This is a genomic window from Nitrosococcus watsonii C-113, from assembly GCF_000143085.1.
In the GTDB taxonomy this organism is placed as follows: Bacteria; Pseudomonadota; Gammaproteobacteria; order Nitrosococcales; family Nitrosococcaceae; genus Nitrosococcus; species Nitrosococcus watsonii.
Window position 1 is genome coordinate 986,541 of record NC_014315.1, and the last position, 22,398, is coordinate 1,008,938.

17 protein-coding genes are annotated in these 22,398 nt (G+C 48.8%); 13 read left to right on the forward strand and 4 right to left on the reverse strand.

What is annotated here, in order from left to right; translation table 11 throughout:
• Positions 1 to 129: 129 nt before the first annotated feature.
• Both NWAT_RS16945 and NWAT_RS04650 read right to left on the reverse strand, forming a co-directional pair.
• The gene (locus tag NWAT_RS16945) at positions 130 to 318 is read right to left on the reverse strand and encodes a hypothetical protein (protein WP_013219988.1); all 189 of its coding nucleotides are present in this window, start codon (positions 316 to 318) and stop codon (positions 130 to 132) included.
• Between the two features lie 34 nt (positions 319 to 352).
• On the reverse strand, positions 353 to 2,470 hold the full coding sequence (locus NWAT_RS04650) for a PhoX family protein (RefSeq protein WP_013219989.1): 2,118 nt from the start codon (positions 2,468 to 2,470) through the stop codon (positions 353 to 355).
• A 595-nt stretch (positions 2,471 to 3,065) separates the two neighbouring features.
• Between NWAT_RS04650 and NWAT_RS04660 the strand changes: the two genes are divergently transcribed.
• From NWAT_RS04660 to NWAT_RS04680, 5 genes are all read left to right on the forward strand, one after another.
• A complete protein-coding gene (locus tag NWAT_RS04660; RefSeq protein WP_013219991.1) occupies positions 3,066 to 4,001 on the forward strand; it encodes an ABC transporter ATP-binding protein in 936 nt (311 codons plus the stop codon).
• A 5-nt stretch (positions 4,002 to 4,006) separates the two neighbouring features.
• Positions 4,007 to 6,925, forward strand: a complete 2,919-nt coding sequence (locus NWAT_RS04665; RefSeq protein ID WP_013219992.1) for a Gldg family protein — start codon at positions 4,007 to 4,009, stop codon at positions 6,923 to 6,925.
• A 15-nt stretch (positions 6,926 to 6,940) separates the two neighbouring features.
• The gene (locus tag NWAT_RS04670) at positions 6,941 to 7,933 is read left to right on the forward strand and encodes a DUF4340 domain-containing protein (protein ID WP_013219993.1); all 993 of its coding nucleotides are present in this window, start codon (positions 6,941 to 6,943) and stop codon (positions 7,931 to 7,933) included.
• A gap of 59 nt (positions 7,934 to 7,992) precedes the next feature.
• The gene (locus tag NWAT_RS04675) at positions 7,993 to 9,435 is read left to right on the forward strand and encodes a DegQ family serine endoprotease (RefSeq protein WP_013219994.1); all 1,443 of its coding nucleotides are present in this window, start codon (positions 7,993 to 7,995) and stop codon (positions 9,433 to 9,435) included.
• A gap of 105 nt (positions 9,436 to 9,540) precedes the next feature.
• Complete coding sequence (locus NWAT_RS04680) at positions 9,541 to 9,819, forward strand: MTH1187 family thiamine-binding protein (protein WP_013219995.1); 279 nt, start codon at positions 9,541 to 9,543, stop codon at positions 9,817 to 9,819.
• An 81-nt stretch (positions 9,820 to 9,900) separates the two neighbouring features.
• Here NWAT_RS04680 and NWAT_RS04685 read toward each other — a convergent pair whose 3' ends face one another.
• On the reverse strand, positions 9,901 to 11,013 hold the full coding sequence (locus NWAT_RS04685; protein ID WP_013219996.1) for a DUF2333 family protein: 1,113 nt from the start codon (positions 11,011 to 11,013) through the stop codon (positions 9,901 to 9,903).
• A 474-nt stretch (positions 11,014 to 11,487) separates the two neighbouring features.
• Between NWAT_RS04685 and NWAT_RS04690 the strand changes: the two genes are divergently transcribed.
• From NWAT_RS04690 to NWAT_RS04710, 5 genes are all read left to right on the forward strand, one after another.
• Positions 11,488 to 13,398: a DCC1-like thiol-disulfide oxidoreductase family protein gene (locus tag NWAT_RS04690; RefSeq protein ID WP_013219998.1), complete on the forward strand. Its 1,911-nt coding sequence runs from the start codon at positions 11,488 to 11,490 to the stop codon at positions 13,396 to 13,398.
• Positions 13,399 to 13,405: 7 nt separating this feature from the next.
• The gene (locus tag NWAT_RS04695) at positions 13,406 to 14,065 is read left to right on the forward strand and encodes a hypothetical protein (RefSeq protein ID WP_013219999.1); all 660 of its coding nucleotides are present in this window, start codon (positions 13,406 to 13,408) and stop codon (positions 14,063 to 14,065) included.
• Between the two features lie 64 nt (positions 14,066 to 14,129).
• Positions 14,130 to 15,485, forward strand: coding sequence for a Na+/H+ antiporter NhaC family protein (locus NWAT_RS04700; protein ID WP_013220000.1), 1,356 nt, complete (start codon positions 14,130 to 14,132; stop codon positions 15,483 to 15,485).
• 309 nt (positions 15,486 to 15,794) lie between these two features.
• Positions 15,795 to 15,992: a VTT domain-containing protein gene (locus NWAT_RS17275; RefSeq protein ID WP_049772921.1), complete on the forward strand. Its 198-nt coding sequence runs from the start codon at positions 15,795 to 15,797 to the stop codon at positions 15,990 to 15,992.
• 102 nt (positions 15,993 to 16,094) lie between these two features.
• Positions 16,095 to 16,775 (forward strand): endonuclease/exonuclease/phosphatase family protein, encoded by a 681-nt coding sequence (locus tag NWAT_RS04710; RefSeq protein WP_013220001.1) that lies wholly within the window; start codon positions 16,095 to 16,097, stop codon positions 16,773 to 16,775.
• A 22-nt stretch (positions 16,776 to 16,797) separates the two neighbouring features.
• Here NWAT_RS04710 and NWAT_RS04715 read toward each other — a convergent pair whose 3' ends face one another.
• A complete protein-coding gene (locus NWAT_RS04715; protein ID WP_013220002.1) occupies positions 16,798 to 17,673 on the reverse strand; it encodes a RibD family protein in 876 nt (291 codons plus the stop codon).
• Positions 17,674 to 17,767: 94 nt separating this feature from the next.
• Here NWAT_RS04715 and NWAT_RS04720 point away from each other — a divergent pair, with 94 nt between their 5' ends.
• The 3 genes from NWAT_RS04720 to NWAT_RS04730 all read left to right on the forward strand — a co-directional run bounded on the left by NWAT_RS04720 (position 17,768) and on the right by NWAT_RS04730 (position 22,372).
• Positions 17,768 to 17,959: a hypothetical protein gene (locus NWAT_RS04720; RefSeq protein WP_013220003.1), complete on the forward strand. Its 192-nt coding sequence runs from the start codon at positions 17,768 to 17,770 to the stop codon at positions 17,957 to 17,959.
• A gap of 175 nt (positions 17,960 to 18,134) precedes the next feature.
• Entirely contained in the window at positions 18,135 to 20,792 is a 2,658-nt protein-coding gene (locus NWAT_RS04725) for a calcium-translocating P-type ATPase, PMCA-type (protein ID WP_013220004.1), read from the forward strand.
• Positions 20,793 to 21,196: 404 nt separating this feature from the next.
• Positions 21,197 to 22,372: a pyridoxal-phosphate-dependent aminotransferase family protein gene (locus NWAT_RS04730; protein ID WP_013220005.1), complete on the forward strand. Its 1,176-nt coding sequence runs from the start codon at positions 21,197 to 21,199 to the stop codon at positions 22,370 to 22,372.
• Positions 22,373 to 22,398 lie beyond the last annotated feature (26 nt).

The window sequence follows — 22,398 nt, forward strand, 5'->3', positions numbered from 1 at the left end:
CCGTCTTGGGGAATAGTTCTCTATATATTTTTTGGAGTTTCGCCATGACTGATGTCGATTTTGTTCCTACAAAACCTCATCAGCCTGGAGAATTCGCGCTTCTCAGGGTGCCGATAAGCTGGCTACGACTTAGCGCGCAAGGCTTATCAGTTGGGTACCACCCTCCACGCGCATCACGTCCCCTCCTACCGAGGGTAGGTTGCGCTTGTGGCAACAGGGAAAATCATAGCGCCAATTCATGGCCAAAGGCAAGTTACTTGGCCCTCGTGCCTCTTGTGCCGTTTCACTTCGCAACTCGGCGAGGGGGTCATTCAACATCCATGTTTAATTCCGAAGTTTTCCAGACGGATATTTAGCCTCCAATCTTGCCCCCATCGGTTTTAGTCACTACGATAACGCTGGGCCGCGGCGGTTGGCCGTGGCCCTCCGGCCAGTCGCTAAGCCGCTGACTCAAGGTACCGCCCTCTCCTGGATGCTGGATGTTGACAAAAAGCGTCCGGTTATCCGGAGTAAATTCTGGTCCGCATACTTCGCACCCCTTGGGGCCGCTTAGGAACTGGCGTACCCGTCCTCTTTCCTTCCCTGCGGTTGGCACGGCATAAAGGCCATTATTAATAGGCTCCGCCAAATTCAATCCATGGGTTTCGCCATCCGTGGCAATCCAGAGATTTCCCACCTGATCAAAGGCCAGGTTATCAGGAGAGGCGAGGGGACTAATCTTGGCAGCAGAAGCATACCCCCCAAAATAGGTATCCTGGGGGCCTACCACAGAGGAAGCGGTCAGGGAGGTCAAGAATTTAGCCGCTGGATCAGCTGGATTGCCGCAAAGAATGAAAACCTCCCAACTAAAGGTAAGGGCAGTGGGATCATCGGAATCCTCGGCCATTTCAAGAATATGGCCCATTTTATTGGGCCCGCGGGGATTTGCGCCATCCACTGCCCCCACTATCTGGCGGCCATTAAGGGTTTCCAGCTCCAGGCCGCGCAAAATATTATTGGTCAGCGCTACATAAATTTTACTATTGACCGGACTAACCTCAATATCTTCAGGCCGGTCCATGGGAGTCGCTCCAAGCAGATCGGCTGCCCGCCGCGTGTTAATCAAAACTTCCGCTTGGCTGGCAAAGCCATGGTCCTTATTGAGAGGGTTGCGCCCAAACACCAAGGGCAGCCATTCCCCTGAACCATTCTCCTTAAAGCGGGCGACATAGAGCGTTCCCTTATCCAGGAGGGTTAAATTATGGGCGCGATTGTTGGGATCATAAGCCTCGGCGCTCACGAATTTATAGATATATTCAAATTGCGTATCATCGCCGGAGTAAACGGTAACCTGGCCTTCCGGTCCTACCATCATATTGGCCCCCTCGTGCTTAAACCGGCCTAGAGCGGTTCTTTTCTTGGGAGTGGATTTGGGGTGGTAAGGATCAATTTCAACGACCCAGCCAAAACGTAATGCTTCGGTGGGATTCTCAGCTATGTCAAAGCGCTTATCCACTAGCTCCCAACCCCGGGGACTCAGTTCTCTCGGAGGTGACAAACGCCCATGAAGCGCCGCGTATTTCTTTAATTTTGCCTGGTTTGGACTTTCTTCCGTCGCTAGGCTTTCCAAGCCCTCCAGATTGCCGAAGTATTGATCAAAATTTTCCTCGCAGGTCAGTAAAGTGCCCCATGGGGTTTTGCCGCCAGCGCAATTATTCAAGGTGCCTAAAACTTTTTTACCGGAAGGGTCAGCGGCAGTTTGCAGCAAATCATGCCCGGCGGCGGGACCCGTAAGCTCCATGGGAGTCTCCCCCGTAATCCGGCGATTAAAGGAGGAATTCTGCGCCAAATGCCATTGGCCATCACGCTTAATTACTTCGGCAATCGACACGCCGTGGGCGGCTTTCATGGCGGCGACCATTGCCGGGAATTTGCGCACAAAATTGGCTCGTTCGGGATTGTCATTACCTGGCCAGCCGGAGAAAATAAGCTCTTCGGAGGTGAATTCATGGTTGGTTGCCAATAATCCCCGCCGGGAGGAATTTTGCTGAAAGAGGGGAAAAAAACCGTTGAAATCGCAATTATAGCCAAACCGCTTCGCCTGAAGATCCGCTCCCTTGGGAGTCAGCAGCGTTTCCAAGTGCTGGAGATCCAGATCCGGTACTTCCGGAAATAGGGCTTTCCCCCAGGAAAGAAGCACCTGGGCCTGGTAGCCCTTGGGCACAGTCACTCGATCAGCGCCGCTGCCGGTAATCGTTTCAAACCGTAACGCTGACTCAGAATCTGCTGGAACCTGCTCTAAGGCCAAGAGGGGAGAGGCCCAGGTTAGCATGGGGGAGGCTGCTGCTAACCCGACACCTTTTAGCAGAGTGCGCCGCTTGAGACGGCGTGCCAGAATAGAAGTAAACGGATCACCTGCAGCAGTCAGCCTAACTTCATTGGAGGCAAGAGGAGCGGTTTTCTCTTTACATTTATTGCTCCTTATTTTCATGTTGCCTCCTTAAATTCTTGGCCTTGATGCGCTGAGTTACCAGTATTCCGCAATATTAGACAGCTGTAGTAGTTATTATGAATTTTTTGCGTTTAGCTTTGCAGACTTTAGCAAAATTAAAGGCATCACTTCAGTATCCTTGAAAACTGATACTGCCAAGTAATGGGTTGAAGATCTTAGCACGGGAATGCCTTCCTCTACCCAGCCTTGGTCCCCAATGGCTTTAGTAATAAAGGTAGGGCGGGGAAGCGGAGCGCATCCCGCCCTATGTGCTTCCAACTTCAAGATAAGGTAGGGAAAATCCTACTACCTAACTCTTTCCTGGGAAGCTAGAAGCGAGTCTGATTGATAAATCGAGCGCTTAGCAATCTATCGTTTAAATTTGAGCCGCCCTAGAAACTTTGATGCGGTGGAGAATGTCAAACCCGTCGGCTGGCAGAGCCAGGCCCTGGGACGGGTGAGAAATAGCCGCCGATGGGGCGTATTCTGGTAGCGGGTCAGGTTCTATCAGGCTATTCCGTTGAGAAAGCCAGACCATCAGTTTAATCTTCCAAGCATTAATGTCCTAAGAAATAATATAAAGAGGAGCGCTTTGATGATCCGAGTAGAAGCGGTGACAAGAACTTATGGCGACTTGGTCGCGGTTGATCAAGTGTCCTTCCAGATTGGCCAGGGGGAAATCGTCGGCCTGCTGGGCCATAATGGGGCGGGTAAAACCACCATCATGAAAATGTTGACCGGCTATTTGGAGCCCACCAGCGGTTCCATCGAAATAGATGGTTTGGATATTGCTACCTGCCGGGAAGCTGTGCAAAGCCGCATTGGCTATCTGCCAGAAAACGATCCGCTTTATCCCGAGATGACGGTCATCGACTATCTGGATTATTCGGCTTCCCTGCACGGGGTTCCAACGGGAGAGCGGGACGGGAAAATCAGGGAAGCCATCGCCAGTACCGAACTATCCCTCAAGGCGGCGGATACTATCGGCACCCTTTCCAGAGGTTATCGCCAGCGGGTCGGGGTGGCGCAAGCGATTTTGCATACTCCCCGCTTGCTTATTCTTGACGAGCCCACGAACGGCTTGGACCCTACCCAGGTGCAGCATATGCGGGAGTTAATCCGTACCTTGGCGAAACGAGCCACGGTTATCCTCTCTACCCACATCCTCCAGGAAGTTCAAGCCATCTGCGATCGGGTCATTATTATCCGTAATGGCCGTAAGGCGCTGGATGCCACCATGGATGAATTACAAGCGGGCAGGCGGTTACTGGTGGCCGTTGATGCGGAGCCAGAGCGAGCCCTCGATGTGCTCAAAGCAGTGAAGGGCATTCAATCGGTGGAGCGGATAGAGGAAAGAGGGCCAGGCCATCGCTACGCCCTGGATCTGGCTGGCCGGGACGAGTTGACTGTTACCGCACCCCGGGTAGCTAGCCAGATTGCGAACGCAGGCTGGAAGCTCTACGCTTTGCAACCCGAGAGTCGGAATTTGGAAACTCTCTTTGGTGAAATATCAGCCCAGGATGGGAGGTAACCAGGATGGGAAATATATTGAGAATCGCCCGTAAGGAATTTGCCGGTTTCTTCTCCTCGCCCACTGCCTTTATTTTTCTCGGTGCTTTTCTGGCAGTGATCTTGTTTATTTTTTTCTGGGTGGAGACTTTCTTTGCCCGTAATATTGCTGATGTGCGGCCCCTTTTTGAATGGATGCCTTTATTGCTGATTTTCCTGGTGGCAGCCATCACCATGCGGATGTGGTCGGAAGAGCGGCGTACGGGTACGTTGGAATTTTTGTTGGCCACGCCGGTAAAAAGTTACCAGTTTGTGCTTGGTAAGTTTCTCGCCTGCCTAGGACTGGTGGCTGTGGCATTGCTGCTCACCCTGCCGTTGCCCTTGCCCGTAAGCTTCCTTGGTCCCCTGGATTGGGGACCGGTATTGGGGGGCTATGTAGCTACCCTGTTTCTAGCGGCAGCCTATGGGGCCATCGGATTATTTGTGAGCGCCCGTTCGCCGAACCAGATCGTGAGCTTGATCCTAACCACGGTGGTCTGCGGCGTTTTTTATTTGTTGGGCTCTGATGCTTTAACGGGGTTGTTCGGCAATCGGGTCTCGGAGTTTCTTCAATTGCTGGGCTCCGGCTCGCGTTTTGACTCTATTACCCGGGGCGTGATTGACCTGCGGGATCTTTACTATTATTTGAGCCTAGTCGGCATATTTCTCACCCTCAATGTTTTTGTCTTGGAGTGGCTGCGATGGGCGGGCAACCCTACTAACCCTACCCATCGGCGCTGGGGTCTTGTAACAGGGCTGTTCGTGGCTAATTTTCTGACCGCTAATTTGTGGCTCGCGCCCCTGGGTGGGGTCCGGGCCGATGTGACCCAAGGTAACGTCTATTCTATCTCTGAAGCGACCCGGGGTTACCTAGCGCAATTGCAAGAGCCTATGTTGATTCGTGGCTATTTTAGCGCCCAAACCCATCCCTTGCTGGCGCCCTTGGTGCCGCGCCTGCGTGATTTGCTGGAAGAATATGCGGTGGCGGGTGAAGGCCGGTTGCGGGTGGAGTTTATCGATCCCCGGGAGCATCCGGAACTGGAACAGGAAGCCAACGAGAAGTACGGTATTAAGCCGGTACCCTTCCAGTTTGCAAGCAAATATCAATCCTCGGTAGTCAACTCTTACTTCGATATTTTGATCCAGTACGGGGATCAGTATCAGGTGTTGGATTTTCGGGATCTCATCGAGATCAAGGTGCAGGGACAAACTGATCTCAGTGTGGATTTGGGTAATCCCGAGTATAGCTTGACTCAAGCTATCAAGAAGGTGCTCTATGCTTATCGAAGTGCAGGCAATCTATTCGGAAATATCCCCTATCCAGTGCGCTTCAAGGGGTATATCTCAGGGAATAAAAAACTACCAGAAGTGCTCCAGACGCTCCGTCAGGATTTGGATGCAGTACTGGATGAATTGCAACGGGAGTCAGGAGGCAAGTTAACCGTTGATATTCGCGATCCAGAGGCTGATGGGGGCGCTCTTGCCCAGCAAATTGAGAGCGAGTTTGGTTTTCGTCCCATGGCTGCTAGTTTGCTTGATAGCAATACCTTTTGGTTTTATATGACCCTTGAAGGAGGGAAGCGCATCATCCAGGTACCTCTGCCGGAAGAATTTAAAAAGGCCGGGCTTGAACGCAGTCTCAATGCCGCGCTCAAGCGTTTTTCCCAAGGTTTTCTGAAGACCGTAGCTTTGCATACACCGCCCGCAACGCCCTCTCTGCCCCAGCTTGGTATGATGGGTGGAGGCGGTAAGCGCTTCAATTTGTTGCGGGACACCCTAGCGGAAGAACACAATGTTATTGCCGCCGATCTTAAGGATGGACAGGTGCCTTTGGATGCCGATTTATTACTGCTGGCGGCTCCGGAGACGCTGGATGAGAAACAATTGTTTGCCGTGGATCAGTTCTTAATGCGAGGCGGCACCGTGGTAATGGCTACAGCGCCCTTTACAGTCGATACCCAACAGGCATTGGCCGCCAAGCCCCACAGCTCAGGGCTGAAAGACTGGTTAGCCCATCAGGGCTTAGTATTTGAAGAACAAATGGTGCTTGACCCACAAAACGCGGCCTTTCCTATTCCGGTAGATCGGAATATTGGAGGCTTTGTGGTGAAGGAGACACAGTTGGTGGATTATCCCTACTTTGTGGATATCCGCAGTGACGGTATGCCTCAGGATAATGCCATCACAGCCGGTCTTAATCAGGTCACGCTAACCTGGGCTTCTCCCATTGCTGTCGATTCGCAGAAAAATGAGGGACGTAAGGTCATCCCCTTGTTGGAGAGTTCGGAACGATCCTGGACCTCCGATAGCCTTAATATCCAGCCTGATTTCCGTGCCCACGGCCAACTGGGCTTTCCCGTTGGTGAAAACCCGGGCAGGCGGTTGTTGGGGGTGGCGGTGGAAGGCCGTTTTGATTCCTTTTTTAAGGATAAACCTTCGCCTTTAATGGCCGCGGAAGAAGAACCGGACGCCGGTAAGGAGAAAAAGGCGGCGGGCTCTCAAGAAGATGAGGCCCAGAGCAAAGAGAAGCCGGAGCCGGTGATTGCGCGGGTGATTGAACGCTCGCCTGAGTCGGCTCGTATTATTCTGTTTGCTTCTAATAGCTTCCTTAGCGATGAAATGCTGGATCTGGCTGCCGCCGGGTTGGGTACGCATTATCTTAAACCCGTCGAGCTGGCGGAAAACGCGATTGATTGGTCCTTGGAAGATCGAGGTTTACTCGCTATTCGTGGCCGAGCCCAATTCTCGCGTACGCTTTATCCCCTGGAGCGGGAGGCTCAAGTATTCTGGGAGTACCTCAACTATGGCCTTGCCCTGTTGGGGCTGCTGTTGGTGTGGCTGTTTCGCAGGCAAGCCAATCGGCGGACTCGGCAGCGCTATGCAGGCATATTGGGTGAAACCAGATAAGCGGAGAGAATAAGCATGAAAAAGTGGATTATCATTTTGAGCGGCCTGCTATTAGCCCAATTGGTTTTGGCAGTGGCGGTCAACCTGATGAGCGAGGATTACAATGCCTTTGAGCCGCAAGAGTCGCTACTCGCTTTCGATGTTAAGGCGGTGGAAGGTTTGCAGATTGAAGATGGGCAGAATAGCTTGGTGCTCAAGCAACAAGATGACCAATGGCGGTTGCCGGAAAGCGGGGACTTTCCGGCTGACCAGGACGCCGTGGAGCGGTTGCTAGACGAGCTTGCCGGGTTGGAGAGGGGCTGGCCGGTGGCGACTACCCCAGAGGCAGCTAAGCGCTTTAAGGTGGACAAAAATGCCTTTGAACGGAAGCTGACGCTACTGGGAAAAGATGAAAGCGAGGTGGTGCTCTATGTGGGCACTTCGCCTGGATTTCGCAAGGTCCATGTTCGGCCCGCAGGGGAAGAGGCGGTTTATGCCGTAGTCTTTAATACCTGGGAGGCGAATGCTAAGGCTAGCGACTGGATTGACAAGGATATTCTCAAGTTGGATGCTAATCAGGTAATTCGGCTGGAAATGCCAGATTTCGTCCTGGAACGGGATGGCGAAGTGCTGAAGGTAGCCGATCTGGGCGCGGAGGAAGAAACCAAAGAGGAAGAAGCCCGTGCCTTGGTGGATAAGCTGGCCGATCTTCGCATCCAATCCCTGTTGGATTCCGAGGTGGAGTCGGAGTATCAACAAGCTGAGCCTGAACTGGAGATTAAACTAGTCCGTGAATCTGGCGATCCTCTGATTTATCGTTTCTTCAAGTCCGAGGAAGAAGCTTATTACCTGCTTAAGCGTTCAGATTGGGAGCCCTATTTTAAAGTCGCCGCGTTCGTCTTAGAGCCGATTAAAGAAATAGGGCGGGAAAATCTGGTGCAGGCTAAGACAGAAGAGACGCCAAAGGAAACCGCCGAGAGCAATGCTTCTGCCGAAGCAGGAATGGTTACACCGGAGGTAAAGGAATGATAAAAGTGTTAAATGCTCCTACAATAAACTACAAGTAGATGTTTTTAGGGAATTGAAAAATGCATAGATATCGGATGATTTTGTTATTGCTAGTGGTGCTTTTTGCATTACCAGCCCAGGCTCTTGAGAAAGGTGGCGTTGAGAGTCTGCGGCAGACGGGCAAAGCCTTTGCCGCCGTGGCCCGTGAAGTATCGCCCTCAGTGGTCTTTATTCAGGTGGAGAGTATCCGTGAGGAGCAGGGCTCGCAGGCGTTTCCTCCACCCTTTGGCGATGAGTTTTTCAGGCGCTTTTTTGGCGAGCCCTTTTCGCCCCGGGGCGAGGCGCCTAGGGGCCACCAGCGCCGTGCCGTCGGTCAAGGATCAGGCTTCATTTTTTCATCGAAAAAGGGCTTGCTGTCGGATAAGACTTATATTCTGACTAACAGCCATGTAGTGGAAGACGCTGACAAAATTCGGGTCCAATTTCAAGATGATCGTGAGTTCGAGGGTGAAATCGTAGGAACCGATCCCAAATCGGACATTGCGGTTATCGAGATCGCCGCCGGTGGACTTCCGGCCCTGAAATGGGGTGATTCCTCCAAACTTCAAGTGGGGGAATGGGTGGTAGCCATGGGCAATCCCTTTGGCTTGAGCCATACTCTGACCGTTGGCGTGGTGAGCGCCACGGGCCGCACTAGTTTAGGTATCAGCGATTACGAGGACTTCATTCAAACGGATGCCGCCATCAATCCTGGCAACTCCGGCGGTCCACTGGTAAATCTGAACGGCGAAGTGGTGGGTGTTAATACCGCTATCTTCAGCCGCAGCGGGGGCTATATGGGTATAGGATTTGCCATTCCCAGCAAGCTGGCCAAAGTTATCGCCAATCAGCTCATTGAAACAGGCGAAGTGACCCGGGGTTATTTGGGGATTGTCATTCAGCCCCTGACGGCGGAGCTGGCGGAATCCTTCAATATGGAGCAGTCCCAGGGTATTCTTGTTGCCCAGGTATCGGAGGACTCGCCTGCGAAAAAGGCAGGACTCAAACAAGGGGACGTAATTGTCGGTTATCAGGATAAGCCGGTTAAAGATATTGGCAGTTTCCGTAACCGGGTTGCGCTTACCGCGCCTGGTAGCCACGAAACTCTTACTATTATTCGCGATGGTAAGCAGCAGAAGGTGAAAATCACTATTGGTGAACTCAGCCAAGAGCAAACGCTTACCGAGGCACCTACCCAAAGTGCGGAAGAATTGGGGTTGGCAGTTCAGACCTTGACTCCGGAGTTAGCAAAACAATTTGATGTCAAAGCGGGCGAGGGTGTGGTCGTCACTGGGGTTGAGCGTGGTTCCATCGCCGCCATGGCGGGGATCAGGACGGGTAACGTGATTCTCCAGATCAATCGTAAGCCGATCCATAGTGCGAAGGAATTCAATCGTGCAATCCAGGAAAGCCAGGAGGGTAAGCGTGCTTTGTTGCTGATTCGCTCAGGCAATATGCAACATTACGTTGTGCTGCGCTGGTAGCGCTTTCCTGCTTAGCTGTGCTTATTGAAGAGTTGGGTAGCCTGTAAATTGCCCCCGGTTTTGCCGGGGGTACTGCAGCAGCCATAATGAGTAGGAGATGAGCTAATGAAAGCAACGGCTGAATTACAAGTAATTCCGATCGGGAGTGAGACCTCCGTCAGGGCAGAGATTTCCCGTGTGATTGAAGTACTCCAAGAGCATGATTTTATTTTGGAAACTCATGCCTCGGGAACGAATATTGAAGGGGAACTCGAAGATATCCTCAGCATCGTCAGGCAAATACATGAGACGCTACATAGGGAAGGTGCCGTTCGACTCATCAGTTATCTAAAACTAGAAACCCGCACCGATAAGATTCCAACCATCGCTGGTAAACGGCTTTAACAGCGGTTTAATCGGTATCTAATTAGGGTAAACCCCCGGCTTTGCCGGGGGTAATGTACTGGTTGGAAGTGCGGAATGTCTTTAACCTTGCTTTAGCAGATTGCGAAGGTCAATAAGGGCAGCGTTGGCTGCGGCTAAATAAGAGGCTAATACCAGGGAGTGGTTAGCTAGCATGCCAAAACCGTCACCGTTGAGTATCATCGGACTCCAAATAGTTCTCTGGGAATTTTCTAGGCCGCGAATAACCTGCGCGAGGCTCACCTCGGCGTTTTTATCCTGCAGGACATGCTCGAATTCAACTCGCAGAGCATGAAGGAAGTGCACCAGTGCCCAGGCAGCCCCCCGGGCTTCGTAAAAAACGTCGTCGAGTTCCCACCAGGAGGTTTTGACCCGGACCTCGCGGGGCTCAGGCTTGGCTGATCGGCCTTGTCGATCCCCCGCCAGGTTAACATTAAATTGCATCTCCCCCACAGCGGCGGCTAGACGCTGGGTTAACCCCCCTAGTCGCTTTTCCACTACTTCCAGGTAGGAGCGTAGGTTATCCGCGCGGACGAAGAACTGGCCATCATTTTCCTTGTCGTCCGAGAGCCGTTTTAGATAACGGAGCAAGGCCTTGTTGCCCTTCCGGTATTGACTTTCCGTAGAGGGGAGTATCCAGGACTCCGAGTTGAAATTAAATTGGGGATCGGCAATCTGCAAGTCTTTGTCCTCAAGGGATTGGGTTTGGGCGCGGGAGAAATCGTTGCGTAGGTTACGGACAAAGTCCCGTAACTGGACTAATACGCCGAATTCCCAATTGGGGACATTATCTAGGTAGACTCCGGGGGGGAAAACATCGTTACTAAGATAACCGCCGGGTTTTTCCAGCAAAACGTTGGCGACATGAATTGCTGCGGTTGTAGCGATAAATCCAGCAGGCAAGTCTTTCTGCTTATCTTGGGGCAGGCCTATTTCCCTAGCCATTTCTTCGGCCATTACCTTGGTTACATCTTCGGTATGGGCGTGACCCTCAAAAGCTGCTGGCTCGAATGACCACAGGATACCTAGAATCACTACGACGACCATATAGGTCGCCAGGGCAAGACCAATTGTCCAGAGAATCCCTTTTTCCTTCCAGGTCCGGGGACGGTACAGCCAGGCCAGGCGACGAACGCCTTCCTTAGATTTGTGCGCAATAGAACTTGTCACGCTCATAGTATTATCCTTGAGTTGTTCATTTATATTTTAATGCTCGTTAGCCTCTTTATCCGATATTCATCCATACCCCTGCAGGTTTCTTCAAAGATAGGATTTTGCATGGATAAAGCCAGGGAGTAAATGAAAGCTCTTCGTCATTAATAGATACGAGAAGCATGTATTGCTTATTATGCAATATAATATCTAAGTTATAGAAGGTAATTAAGGAAATGTATATAGGAATGTATGGAGCTCGCTTTAGCAGGGATGGACGGCAAGGAGACCAAAAAACCTTCATTTCCTTTGGAATTGGCTTTATTCAGGTGTTATTTTTTCTAAAGGAAAACTTGACTCTCTTTTGCCGTTAGTCAATTAAACCTTATGGCATGGTTTTTTCGTTATTTACCATAAAACTATGGTGGATGATGATTTCCTAGATTGGAATTAAATAGGAAATCATTTTTTAAAACGCTATCGGGGTTAATAAAATTAATGTATCAAAAAGTATTCCGTCTCGTCAAAATTGGACTTGAAAAACAAGTTCCGGCGTTAGGGCTTGGGGTTTTTCGTATTTTTTTGGGTTTGGTTATTTTTCAAGAAATCGTTTTTCTCTATTATTTCCGCCATCTTATTTTTGATACTATTCCTTTTATTGACGTCGCTTCGCCTTCCATTTATTTTTTTCTAATTCTATGGGGTATTAATACCCTTTTTTTAACGGTGGGTTACCATACGCGTCTCGCTGCTATTGTCAACTATTTTTTCTGGGTGATCTTTACCGCCTTTACCCCTATGTGGCGAGATTTTGATGGAGGGTTTGATCAGTTTATGATTGGATCGGGTTTTCTTCTTATTTTCTTGCCCACGGAAAGAGCACTCTCCTTAGACAATCTTAAAGTAAGGCTTAAATGTTTTAAATCAGGATTACACTATGATCCTGTTAGCACCGTTTCTGTCCTTAGCTATTATCTTCCTCTCGCTATCTCTTTAGGATTCATTTACTTTGATTCGGCCGTTCATAAATTATTTGCGGAGCATTGGCGTAATGGATTAGGGGCATGGTTACCTTTGACGATGCCTTATTATATTTCCGCGATCGATATGACGTGGTTTTTGAATCAAGAGATTCTGCAAAAAGTTATTGGTTATTTAATTATAATTTTTGAATTTATTTTTATTTTTACTTTTTATCTCCGGTCTTTTCGGGTGCCTTTGATGATTACGGGGATCTCTCTCCATAGCGGTATTATTTTATCCCTTAATATTTATCCTTTTGGCTTCGGAATGTTGGTTTATTACTTTTTGATGGTTCCTTTTTCATGGTGGCAGGGCTTAAAGGAAACATTACAGCTTAAGACGCCAAAATTGGTTGTTTTCTATGATCAACAATGCCCACTTTGCAATCGCACCAGAATTATTATAGAGCATTTTGATGTTTTTAAGGCTATCAATTTTGAAGGACTGCAAAAGCATGCAAGAAAATATCCTGAACTGAATAACATTTCTGAAGAACAATTGCTAAAAGACATTTATGCTCTTGATCAAAAAGGGCATCTGTACGTGGGTATAGACGCCTATCGGCAAATTTTATTGAAAATGAAATATCCTGCTCTTGCAGGAATTTTTATAAGAATTCCAGGAATTTATCATTTTGGGAAAAAAATATATCGGCGAATTGCTGATCAGCGTACTCGGCTTGCCTGCGATGAGAGCTGCTTTGTTTCTTCAGAAAACACCCTGCAGGAAACATATAGCTTCAAAAAAATTTATGAATATTATGCTGGAACAAAAAAACAACGCTCTAATCGTATTACCAAGTTTCTAGTATTGGTTATTTTTTTGCAGCTAAATAGCACGATCCACTATGGAATATTTTATCGCCTCAACGAGCATGGAACAGAAAGCGAGATCGGTCAAATTTTATCGCCGATAAGCAATGCAGTATTATTTCTGTCCCATGCCTTTTTAGGAATAACGCCGCATGCGCTTTATATGCACGATCATTTTCAGGGTTATAACCACATTTTGGCACTTACCTACAAAAATGAACTGGGACAAGAGCAATGGCTTCCCTTTGTAAACAGGGAAGGACGGCTAGTTGCACCAAACTGGGGAAGAGTTCAATCCATGTGGGCGAATGTGGCAGTAACTCCTCATATAGAACAAAAACGCCTTTATAAATTTATTAAAAAAATTACTGCTTTTTGGGGTAAGAATCTAGGTTTAGATTTACAAGATACTGAATTTATCATAAAAATGAAGCGAATAAATGTTCCTGTGCACTGGGAAAGTAATCTGCGTAATAAGAATATAAATCGGCCGTGGGTAAATATTGGCAGAGTAGTTTGGCGCGAGGGTGTAGCAAGCATAGAGGTACAGGATGTTAAACTTGAGTCATTATAGAAAATAGATGGCGGTTTATTACTTATGGGATTTTAATATGAAAAAAGCAGTTTTTTTTACATTACTATTGGGGTTATGTTTAGTGGCTACGCTTGGAGCTTGTGCTGAAAAGTTATCGTCTTATGAAGTAGCTGAAAAATTTTGGACGGCGGTAAAAATGAATGATGTTAAAACCATTCATACATATATTTTGACAGAATCCTTAAATAAAGAAGATTTAATATCTTCGTTGTTGCCTATCACTAATTTTAAATTAGGTAAAGTTATTATTGATGGAGATCAATCTTGGATTGAAACTACCGTGACTGTAAGTAATGAACGTCCGGTGACTATCCCCCTTGATACTGTGCTTGCCAAGGAAAACGGTTACTGGAAGGTACGCTATGATGAGACTGTGAAAATGTTGTCTGAAGCGAGTGAGCTGGCACAGGCCTTGGAGGGGTTTGGAGTCATGACTGAACAGTTTTCAAACAAAATTGATCAATCCCTTGATGAATTACAACGTTCCTTACCTAGGGTCCAACGTGAGTTGAAGTCTATCGAAGAGAAGCTAAAAGCGGCACTTCCTGAAATTCAAAAACAGATGGAAGGCTTCGCAAAAGAGTTACAGGATTTATTCAAATCCCTGGAACAGACACCGCCACCTGAGAAAGAGCAAGCGATATAGGTGGCGGTTTGATTGATGTAGGCATCTTTTTCGCGGAATTTATCTTCTTTTTTTAGAAGGCAGTGTGGGCTGGATAACTTTACTTCCTGCACTGGCAGCGATTTTAATAGGAATCTGGAAAAGGGAGGTTATTCTCTCTCTGCTGGTAGCCCTTTATCTCTCCGAAACCTTACTTGCTGGAAACAATCCTGCGCTGGGATTTATCGGATTATTAGAACGTATTACCGCTGTATTTCAAAGTCAGAGTAATACCCAAATCCTGCTGTTCAGTATACTAGTGGGAGCGCTATTAATTTATATGAATCAGTCAGGTGGAGTCAGTGCTTGTGTTCAAGCACTGACTCGTGTGGGTTTTACGCAGACACCACGCCGTGTGGGACTCCTCACTGCTTTCGTTGGAGTCGCTATTTTTATCGAGAGTAATATGAGTATGTTGGTTGCGGGAATACTGTCACGGCCATTATTTGATAAATTTCGGATGAGCCGTGCCCGGCTGGCTTATTTTGTGGATTCTACTTGTGCGCCGGTGTCTATTTTGATATTGCTCAATGGGTGGGGGGCCTATTTATTAGGATTACTGACAGAGCAGGGATTTTCTGAGCCCATTACTATTTTGGTAATGAGTATACCGCTCAACTTCTATGCCCTTATTACTTTAGCTTTGGTTTTTTATACTGCCATTGTACAGCGTGTTTATGGGCCGCTACGGTCTTCAGAAAAGCGCCGGGGAGAAGATATTAAGGAGGAACCTATTGCCCCTACGAGAGTAAGATATATGTTGCTGCCATTGTTGGTTATGGTGAGCGCCGTTTTGTTTTTCCTCGGCTATACCGGGAATGGCGATTTATTGGCGGGTTCGGGATCGAGTGCCATTTTTTGGGGTACAGCTTTGGCTACGCTAGTAGCCTATTTTTTATTACTTAAAGATAGAGTTTTCTCCCATCAGAAGCTCATTACGTTAGGCTTTGAGGGAATGGGAAAACTTCTGCCGGTAGTCACCACGGTATTGTTGGCACTTGCTTTAAGCGCTAGCATGGGCGTTCTGGGAACGGGGAAATTCGTGGCTCAAATAGTAGGATCGTCCCTGCCTCCTCCCCTTATTCCAGTATTGGTTTTTATAGCAGCAGGACTGATATCTTTTACCACGGGCACCTCATGGGGTACGTTTGGGATAATGATTCCCATTGCATTACCTCTTGCCCAAGCTGCCGAATTACCTCCAGCCTTGATATTGTCTGCTCTTTTGGGGGGCGGGGTTTTCGGCGATCATTGTTCTCCCATTTCTGATACTACCCTTATTTCTTCATTAGCAGCAGGTTGCGATCATCTTGAGCACATTCAGACCCAGCTTCCCTATGCCTTGAGCGCAGCAGGGGTAACCCTCTTACTTTACTTTGTTACTACCTGGCTACTGTGGTGAACAGATGCGAAATCCAAATTAACGGCTCCAGTTTGTTATAGTGATGCTTTGAATAAATTTTCTGCTGCTATTTGAACCTAGTCGTCGCAATTTAGTCCCGTCGTGACTAGGGTAATGAGATTAACCACGTTAAGGTAGCTATATTGGGAAGGTGTTTTATTTGCTTTCAAAAATTCTTGTTGGCCCCAAACATCAGATCCCAACCAAACATTCCAATCGCTTAATAAGACGGCGTAAATTAGCTTTCCTGGGAGTATTTATAATATTCATTGGCTTAGCGAAAAGTTATCCTAGAAGGGGGGCTTGACTGTGATATTTTTTCGGATCGTACCGTTGGCACCGTTTACTATCATTAATTTTGTGGCTGGTGCCTCCCACATTAAAATTCGAGATTACTTCATTGACTCGCTGCTGGGGATGGCGCCTGGAATATTTGTTATGGTTTTCTTTGTTGAGGGTTTAATGGCTGCCTTGTATAAACCTGGGATGCTCAGTTCTATTTTTTAATTTTATTCGGTTTCTTGCCGCTTGTTATCACCATTTTTGGGAGATATTGGTTGCGGTGGGAGAAAGCCGAAAGAAAAGAAAAAATCTAATGTCTAATATTTAATGCGGTTTGCGACTTATAATATCAGCAGCTGTATTGGCACGGACCGCCGTTTCGATCCTGCCCGAACAGCTTCCGTCATCCGATCTCTCAAGGCCGATGTGCTTGCTTTGCAGGAAGTTGAACATCGCTCGATAAAGGGTCAGGATTTGCTGGATTATCTTGCCCATCAAACTGGGTTAAGGGCTATTCCGGGTCCAATATTTTTGCGGCGTTCGCTGCGTTATGGTAATGCTTTATTAACGCGCACAGAATGGCTAAAGGTTCAGCGCCATGAATTGAGCGTCCCGCGGCGTGAGCCTCGTGGGGCTATTGATGTAAATCTCAAATGGCAGGGGCAAAAAATCCGGGTAGTAGCCACCCATTTAGGATTGAGTGCGCGGGAGCGCAGCTTTCAAGTACAACAGCTACTCAACTTGGGGCTTACCCCAGATGGAGAGCGCACAGTGCTTATGGGAGATTTCAATGAATGGTGGCCTTGGAGTCGGAGCCTGCATCGGCTACGGGGTGAATTTGGCTGTTTTTCCAATCTTCCTTCTTTTCCTGGTTGCTACCCCATCCTTGCGCTTGATCGGATTTGGCTCCATGGCTATCAACGTTTATTAGCCTTGGAAGTGGAGACTTCCTCGCTGGCGCGAGTAGCCTCCGATCATCTTCCTCTCAAAGCGGTGGTGGAATGGTAGGGGTCTAGAGGAGGGGCTATTTTTAGCCTTTGGCTCCGGGCACTTTGCTAGCCACGGATTCGTAAACACCGAATATCTGACTAGGTTTTTCCTTCTCTACCGCATCATAGTAAAGAGAATGGAGCTTGAAGTCCGCGGGTGGGTCAAGCTGTTCCCCTTCCACCAAAATGTCAAAGGGTTCCCCGCCTAGTATTCGCAGGGCATGGGTTAGATAGAGGCGGTTAAGCATTTGAGCAGCTAATAATGTTTTTAAAACGCCAGGGCCAGCAACCGAATAAATGGTGGTAAACCCTTCTTGTCCTAGCGCCGCGATCAACTTTTGACCTTCCACGAGTAATCCCGTACCTGCCGTAATTATCTGGATGCCTTTCGCTTTGAGTTCCTGGGCTCGGAGCTGGTTTGCCTCCGAGCCAGTCGCAACATAAAGGGGGCGATTGGCCTTTAACAAGGCCTCGGGAATGGGAATATTCAAGCTATCACTTACGATTACGATGGCAGGCTGGGGAGCAAGTCCTTGCGATTGACGCCATTGGATAAGATCTGCATAAGCGGGTTGCTCGCTGATCGGTAGGATGTCCTGGGCTACATTCTGTGCAAGCTGGCGAATGTAACGGCCGCTGGTGAGCAGCACATCTGCTTGGGCGGCTAATTCTTGAAATAAGCGCCAATCACGGAGGTTAGCAATTGCTTTTGGAACAACAAAAGTTTTCTTTTGTGGGTGTTCTAATGAAATCCGCCCCTCCATGCTAGCGATAAAATTGCTATAGACAAAGGGTTGTGAGGATGTTCCTAATTTATGTAATTGCTGATTGAGATAAAGTCCCTTTAGGGCTACGGATTCTACCGGGGTCGGAAACAATCTTAGAAGTTTATTTCTGGGGCTATTTATGCTATCCATTTAATATTGCTCTATTTGCAATTGAATATAAAAGTATGGTTTTGTGGATTTCTGGCTAGCGTGGTGCTTGAAAGTAAAGAACAAGGAGGGAGAAATGACTAAAAACGAGGAACTTATAGATAAGCTTTGCACTGAACTACAGCAACTATATACAGAGCTAGAGAAGGTAAAAACTGTTTCGGAAGAAAACTGCGGCAGAAGCATTACAGACAATATAAAAATGAAAGGTGTTAACTCTACTATAAGCAAAAATAAGAATCTTAGAAAGGTAAAATCAGTAAGATAGCATGTTACCGAGGAAGCTTTAATCATTAAGTTAATGGGAACGGGGTAGAAGCAATCTTCTTTAAGGCGGATAAACGGTTGCATCCGTGCTTGCATAGGAGAGATTTCGTAATAGTTTGGGTTAGGGGTTGGCAGCATTTATACGCTAATTTTATATCTATGATTTTGTTCATTTTATGAATAACGATACTTTAGAGGGCCAATACTGGCATGCTCGAGACTTAAAGGAAGTCTTGCAGCGATTAGACGTTCATCCAGAACAGGGGCTGACTTTGGAAACCGCCAAGGAAAGGCTGGCGACTCATGGCAAAAACACTATCCAAGAAGCTACTCGGCGTTCTGTATGGCGCATGATATGGGGCCAATTCAGAGACTTTATGGTCATCGTCCTGATCGTGGCAGCGGTCGTTTCGGGTATTGTCGGTGAACCTCGGGATGCCATTGCAATTGTAGTGATTGTGGTGTTGAACGCGATCGTGGGTGCATTTCAGGAATATCGCGCGGAACGGGCGGTTGCTGCTCTGAGAAGGATGGCGTCGCCCGATGCCCAAGTGTGCCGAAATGGAGAGATTCGAACTATACCTGCCACTGAGTTAGCGCCGGGTGATATTGTGTTGCTAGAAGCGGGTAATGTGGTCCCGGCGGATCTCCGTCTTTTGAAAACTTCCAATCTCAGAATCGATGAGGCGGCGCTTACGGGGGAGTCTCAAGCCGTTCAGAAAACCCCCGAGACTCTGAGTGAAAATGAAGTCCCCTTGGGGGACCGTTTTAATATGGCTTATAAGGGCACGTTTGTCAGCCATGGCCATGCTACAGGTATCGTGGTGGCGACCGGTATGGAGACTGAGTTGGGCCAAATCGCCGCCCTGTTACAGCAAGAGGAAGGCGTTAAAACGCCTCTCCAGCAACGTTTAGCTCACTTTGGGCAGAGGTTGGCTGTTGGCGTGCTTATTGTTTGCGGGGTTATTTTTGTCACCGGTCTGCTGCGGGGCGAGGAAGGGGTCTTAATGTTTCTAACCGCGGTAAGCTTGGCGGTAGCCGCCATCCCGGAAGCTTTACCGGCGGTTGTTACCGTGTCTCTGGCTATGGGGGCTCGTAAGATGAGCCGTCGGAATGCTTTGATTCGGCGTTTGCCCGCCGTGGAAACACTTGGCTCGGTGACCTATATTTGTACTGATAAAACCGGCACGTTGACTGAGAACCGGATGACTGCAGAGGGTTTTTGGGTAGCCGGCGAATATCAGCATGAAATTCCACCTCTAGCTTCGGAATCTCCTCCCTGGAATCGGCTGGCCCAAGCCTTGGCCCTCTGTAATGAGGTAATGTTTGATAAAGAGCAGGGCGTGTGGGGAGATCCCACCGAAGTCGCCCTTTATCAGGCAGCCCATGAGGCGGGTTATAAGCGGCAGTCCCTGGAAAAGAAGCTACCCCGTATAGGCGATATCCCTTTTGACTCTGACCGTAAGCGGATGACGACTGTGCATCGAGTCTCAGAGCGTGAGGCGATTGCCTTTATCAAGGGAGCGCCAGAGAAAATCTTGTCCCGTTGCTCCCGGATGCAAATGGCTAATGAGGTCGCCGAGGTGGATAGGGACATTTTGCTGAGGGAAGCAGAACGCCTTGCGGAGCAAGGCTATCGAGTGCTTGCCATGGCGTTCCGGTCCCTTACAAACATCCCGGTGGAATGGACGCCGGAAACCCTGGAAAAGGATCTTATCTTTCTGGGACTGGTGGCCTTGATTGATCCACCCCGCAAAGAGGCCTTTAGGGCGGTGGCTGATTGCATCTTGGCGGGTATTACCCCGGTAATGATTACGGGAGATCATCCGGGAACCGCACGAGCTATTGCTGTTCGATTGGGGATTGATAAGGAGGATGGTTGGGTGATCAAGGGCCAAGATTTGGCGCAAACCCCAGCCCCAGATTTTGCCCATCAGGTGAAGCAAATCAGAACGTATGCACGGGTCACCCCGGAGCAAAAAATTACGATTGTGAAGGCGTTGCAAGATGAGGGAGAGTTTGTGGCTATGACCGGCGATGGTGTCAATGATGCGCCTGCTTTAAAAAGGGCCGGGATCGGGGTGGCCATGGGCCAAAAGGGAACCGATGTGGCCCGGGAAGCGGCCGATATGGTGTTGCTTGATGACAATTTTGCCACCATTGTGAGTGCGGTGCGGGAAGGGCGCCGTATCTTTGATAATATCCGCAAATTTATCAGATATACGATGACCAGCAATTCAGGAGAAATCTGGACTTTATTCCTCGCTCCTTTCCTGGGCTTGCCTTTGCCTTTGGTGCCCATCCAAATTCTTTGGATCAACTTGGTAACGGATGGACTGCCTGGCCTAGCCCTTTCTGCGGAACCTCAGGAACGGGGAGTTATGCGGCGTCCTCCCCGTCCCCCCAATGAAAGTATTTTCGCCCATGGTATGTGGCAGCATATGCTTTGGGTGGGCCTGCTGATTGGCGGATTATCTCTCTTGGCCCAAGCTTGGGCGTATCATGGAGGCGATGCCCACTGGCAAACCATGGTGTTTACCGTCTTGACTTTCTGTCAATTGGCTCATGTGTTGGCTATTCGCTCGGAGAAAGAATCCCTCTTTACCCAGGGCCTTTTGAGTAACCCATGGCTGCTTGGGGCCGTGGCAATGACGGTGGCTTTACAGTTAGCCGTGATTTACCTGCCATTTTTGAATCCCATTTTTAGAACGGCCCCCTTAACCATGGAAGAATTGGCGTTCTGTTTTGCCTTGCCCATGGTAGTGTTCGTTGCCGTGGAAATTGAAAAATGGCTGGTTCGAAAAGGCTGGATTTATGTTAATTGCGCCTCCTGATTGACGTTCGCCCTAATTGATTGCGGATGGGTCTAACCCTCGTCTCGTTACACGCATTGGTTCTGCGAGTGGCTAGCAGCATCGAAACGACCTGGGTATTGCTGGGCTAATACAGTGGGACTGCCTTGCCAATAGCAACACTTGCCCAACTACGTTAATCAATTCAATGAGCAAGAGGCAGGGACTAACTTGGTATTTCTCGCCATCCTCGGTAGACTATCGAGCCTTGTTGCGAGGTAGAGAGTAGGATGATTTTTGAGGTGAGAAAATTAAATTGTTTTTTCGCCGAAACGACTTTCCGGTATTTAAGAAGCAGCGAATAAAGGGCCATTCATTACTTTCTATGCTGATACTGCTAACCTAGCCCAAATTTGTAGTAACCATTATTTTCTAGAGGAGAACCCATGTCCATTACTTCCTTTCATCCTCCCGCCCGTATTCTTATGGGACCGGGACCGTCCGATGTGAATCCCCGTATTCTTGAGGCTATGTCCCGGCCAACGATAGGCCACCTAGATCCCGTCTTTATTGCCATGATGAATGAAATGAAGGCCCTCCTGCAATATGCTTTTCAAACCAGCAATGAACTGACTTTTCCTGTTTCTGCGCCAGGTAGTGCGGGGATGGAAATCTGTTTTGTGAATCTGCTGGAGCCAGGCGATAAGGTTGTCATCTGCCAAAATGGTGTATTTGGTGGGCGAATGAAAGAAAATGCCGAGCGTTGTGGCGCAGTTCCTATCCTTGTGGAGGATCCTTGGGGTGCGGCTGTCGATCCCAATAAGCTTGAAGAGACCCTTAAATCCCATCCAGACGCCAGGGTAGTGGCCTTTGTCCATGCGGAAACGTCTACCGGCGCTTGTTCTGATGCGAAGACGCTTGTGGAAATAGCCCATCGCCACGGTTGCTTGACGATAGTGGATACGGTGACATCGCTTGGGGGTAGTCCCGTGAAGGTAGATGAGTGGGGCATCGATGCCATTTATTCCGGAAGCCAGAAATGTCTTTCCTGTACCCCCGGATTATCGCCAGTAAGTTTTAATGAGCGGGCTGTTGAGCGGGTTCGATCTCGCCAAAACAAAGTACAAAGTTGGTTTCTCGATTTGAGTCTGGTAATGGGTTATTGGGGAGGGGATGGCAAGCGAGCTTATCACCACACCGCGCCTATTAATGCCCTTTATGGGCTCCATGAAGCGCTGGTTGTGTTACAAGAGGAAGGCTTGGAAAACGCTTGGGCACGCCACCAGCGCAATTATCAAGCCCTGCGGGCGGGTATCGAAGCGATGGGGTTGCAGTTTGCAGTTAAGGAAAAGGAGCGGCTTCCCCAGCTCAACGCAATCACTATTCCGGCAGGTGTTGATGATGCCGCAGCGCGCACCCGGTTGTTGCAAGAATATGGCCTGGAAATTGGGGCGGGTTTAGGTGAAATGGCGGGAAAACTTTGGCGTGTTGGCCTGATGGGGTATAGTTCTAATCCGCGCAATGTGCTGATCTTCCTAGGGGCTTTGGAAACGGTGCTTCATGATTTGGGAGCCGGTATCGAGCCAGGCGTTGCCGTCAGAGCCGCTCGGGCGGCTTGGTAGTTGGCCTGGAATTGGCAGCCAAGCCA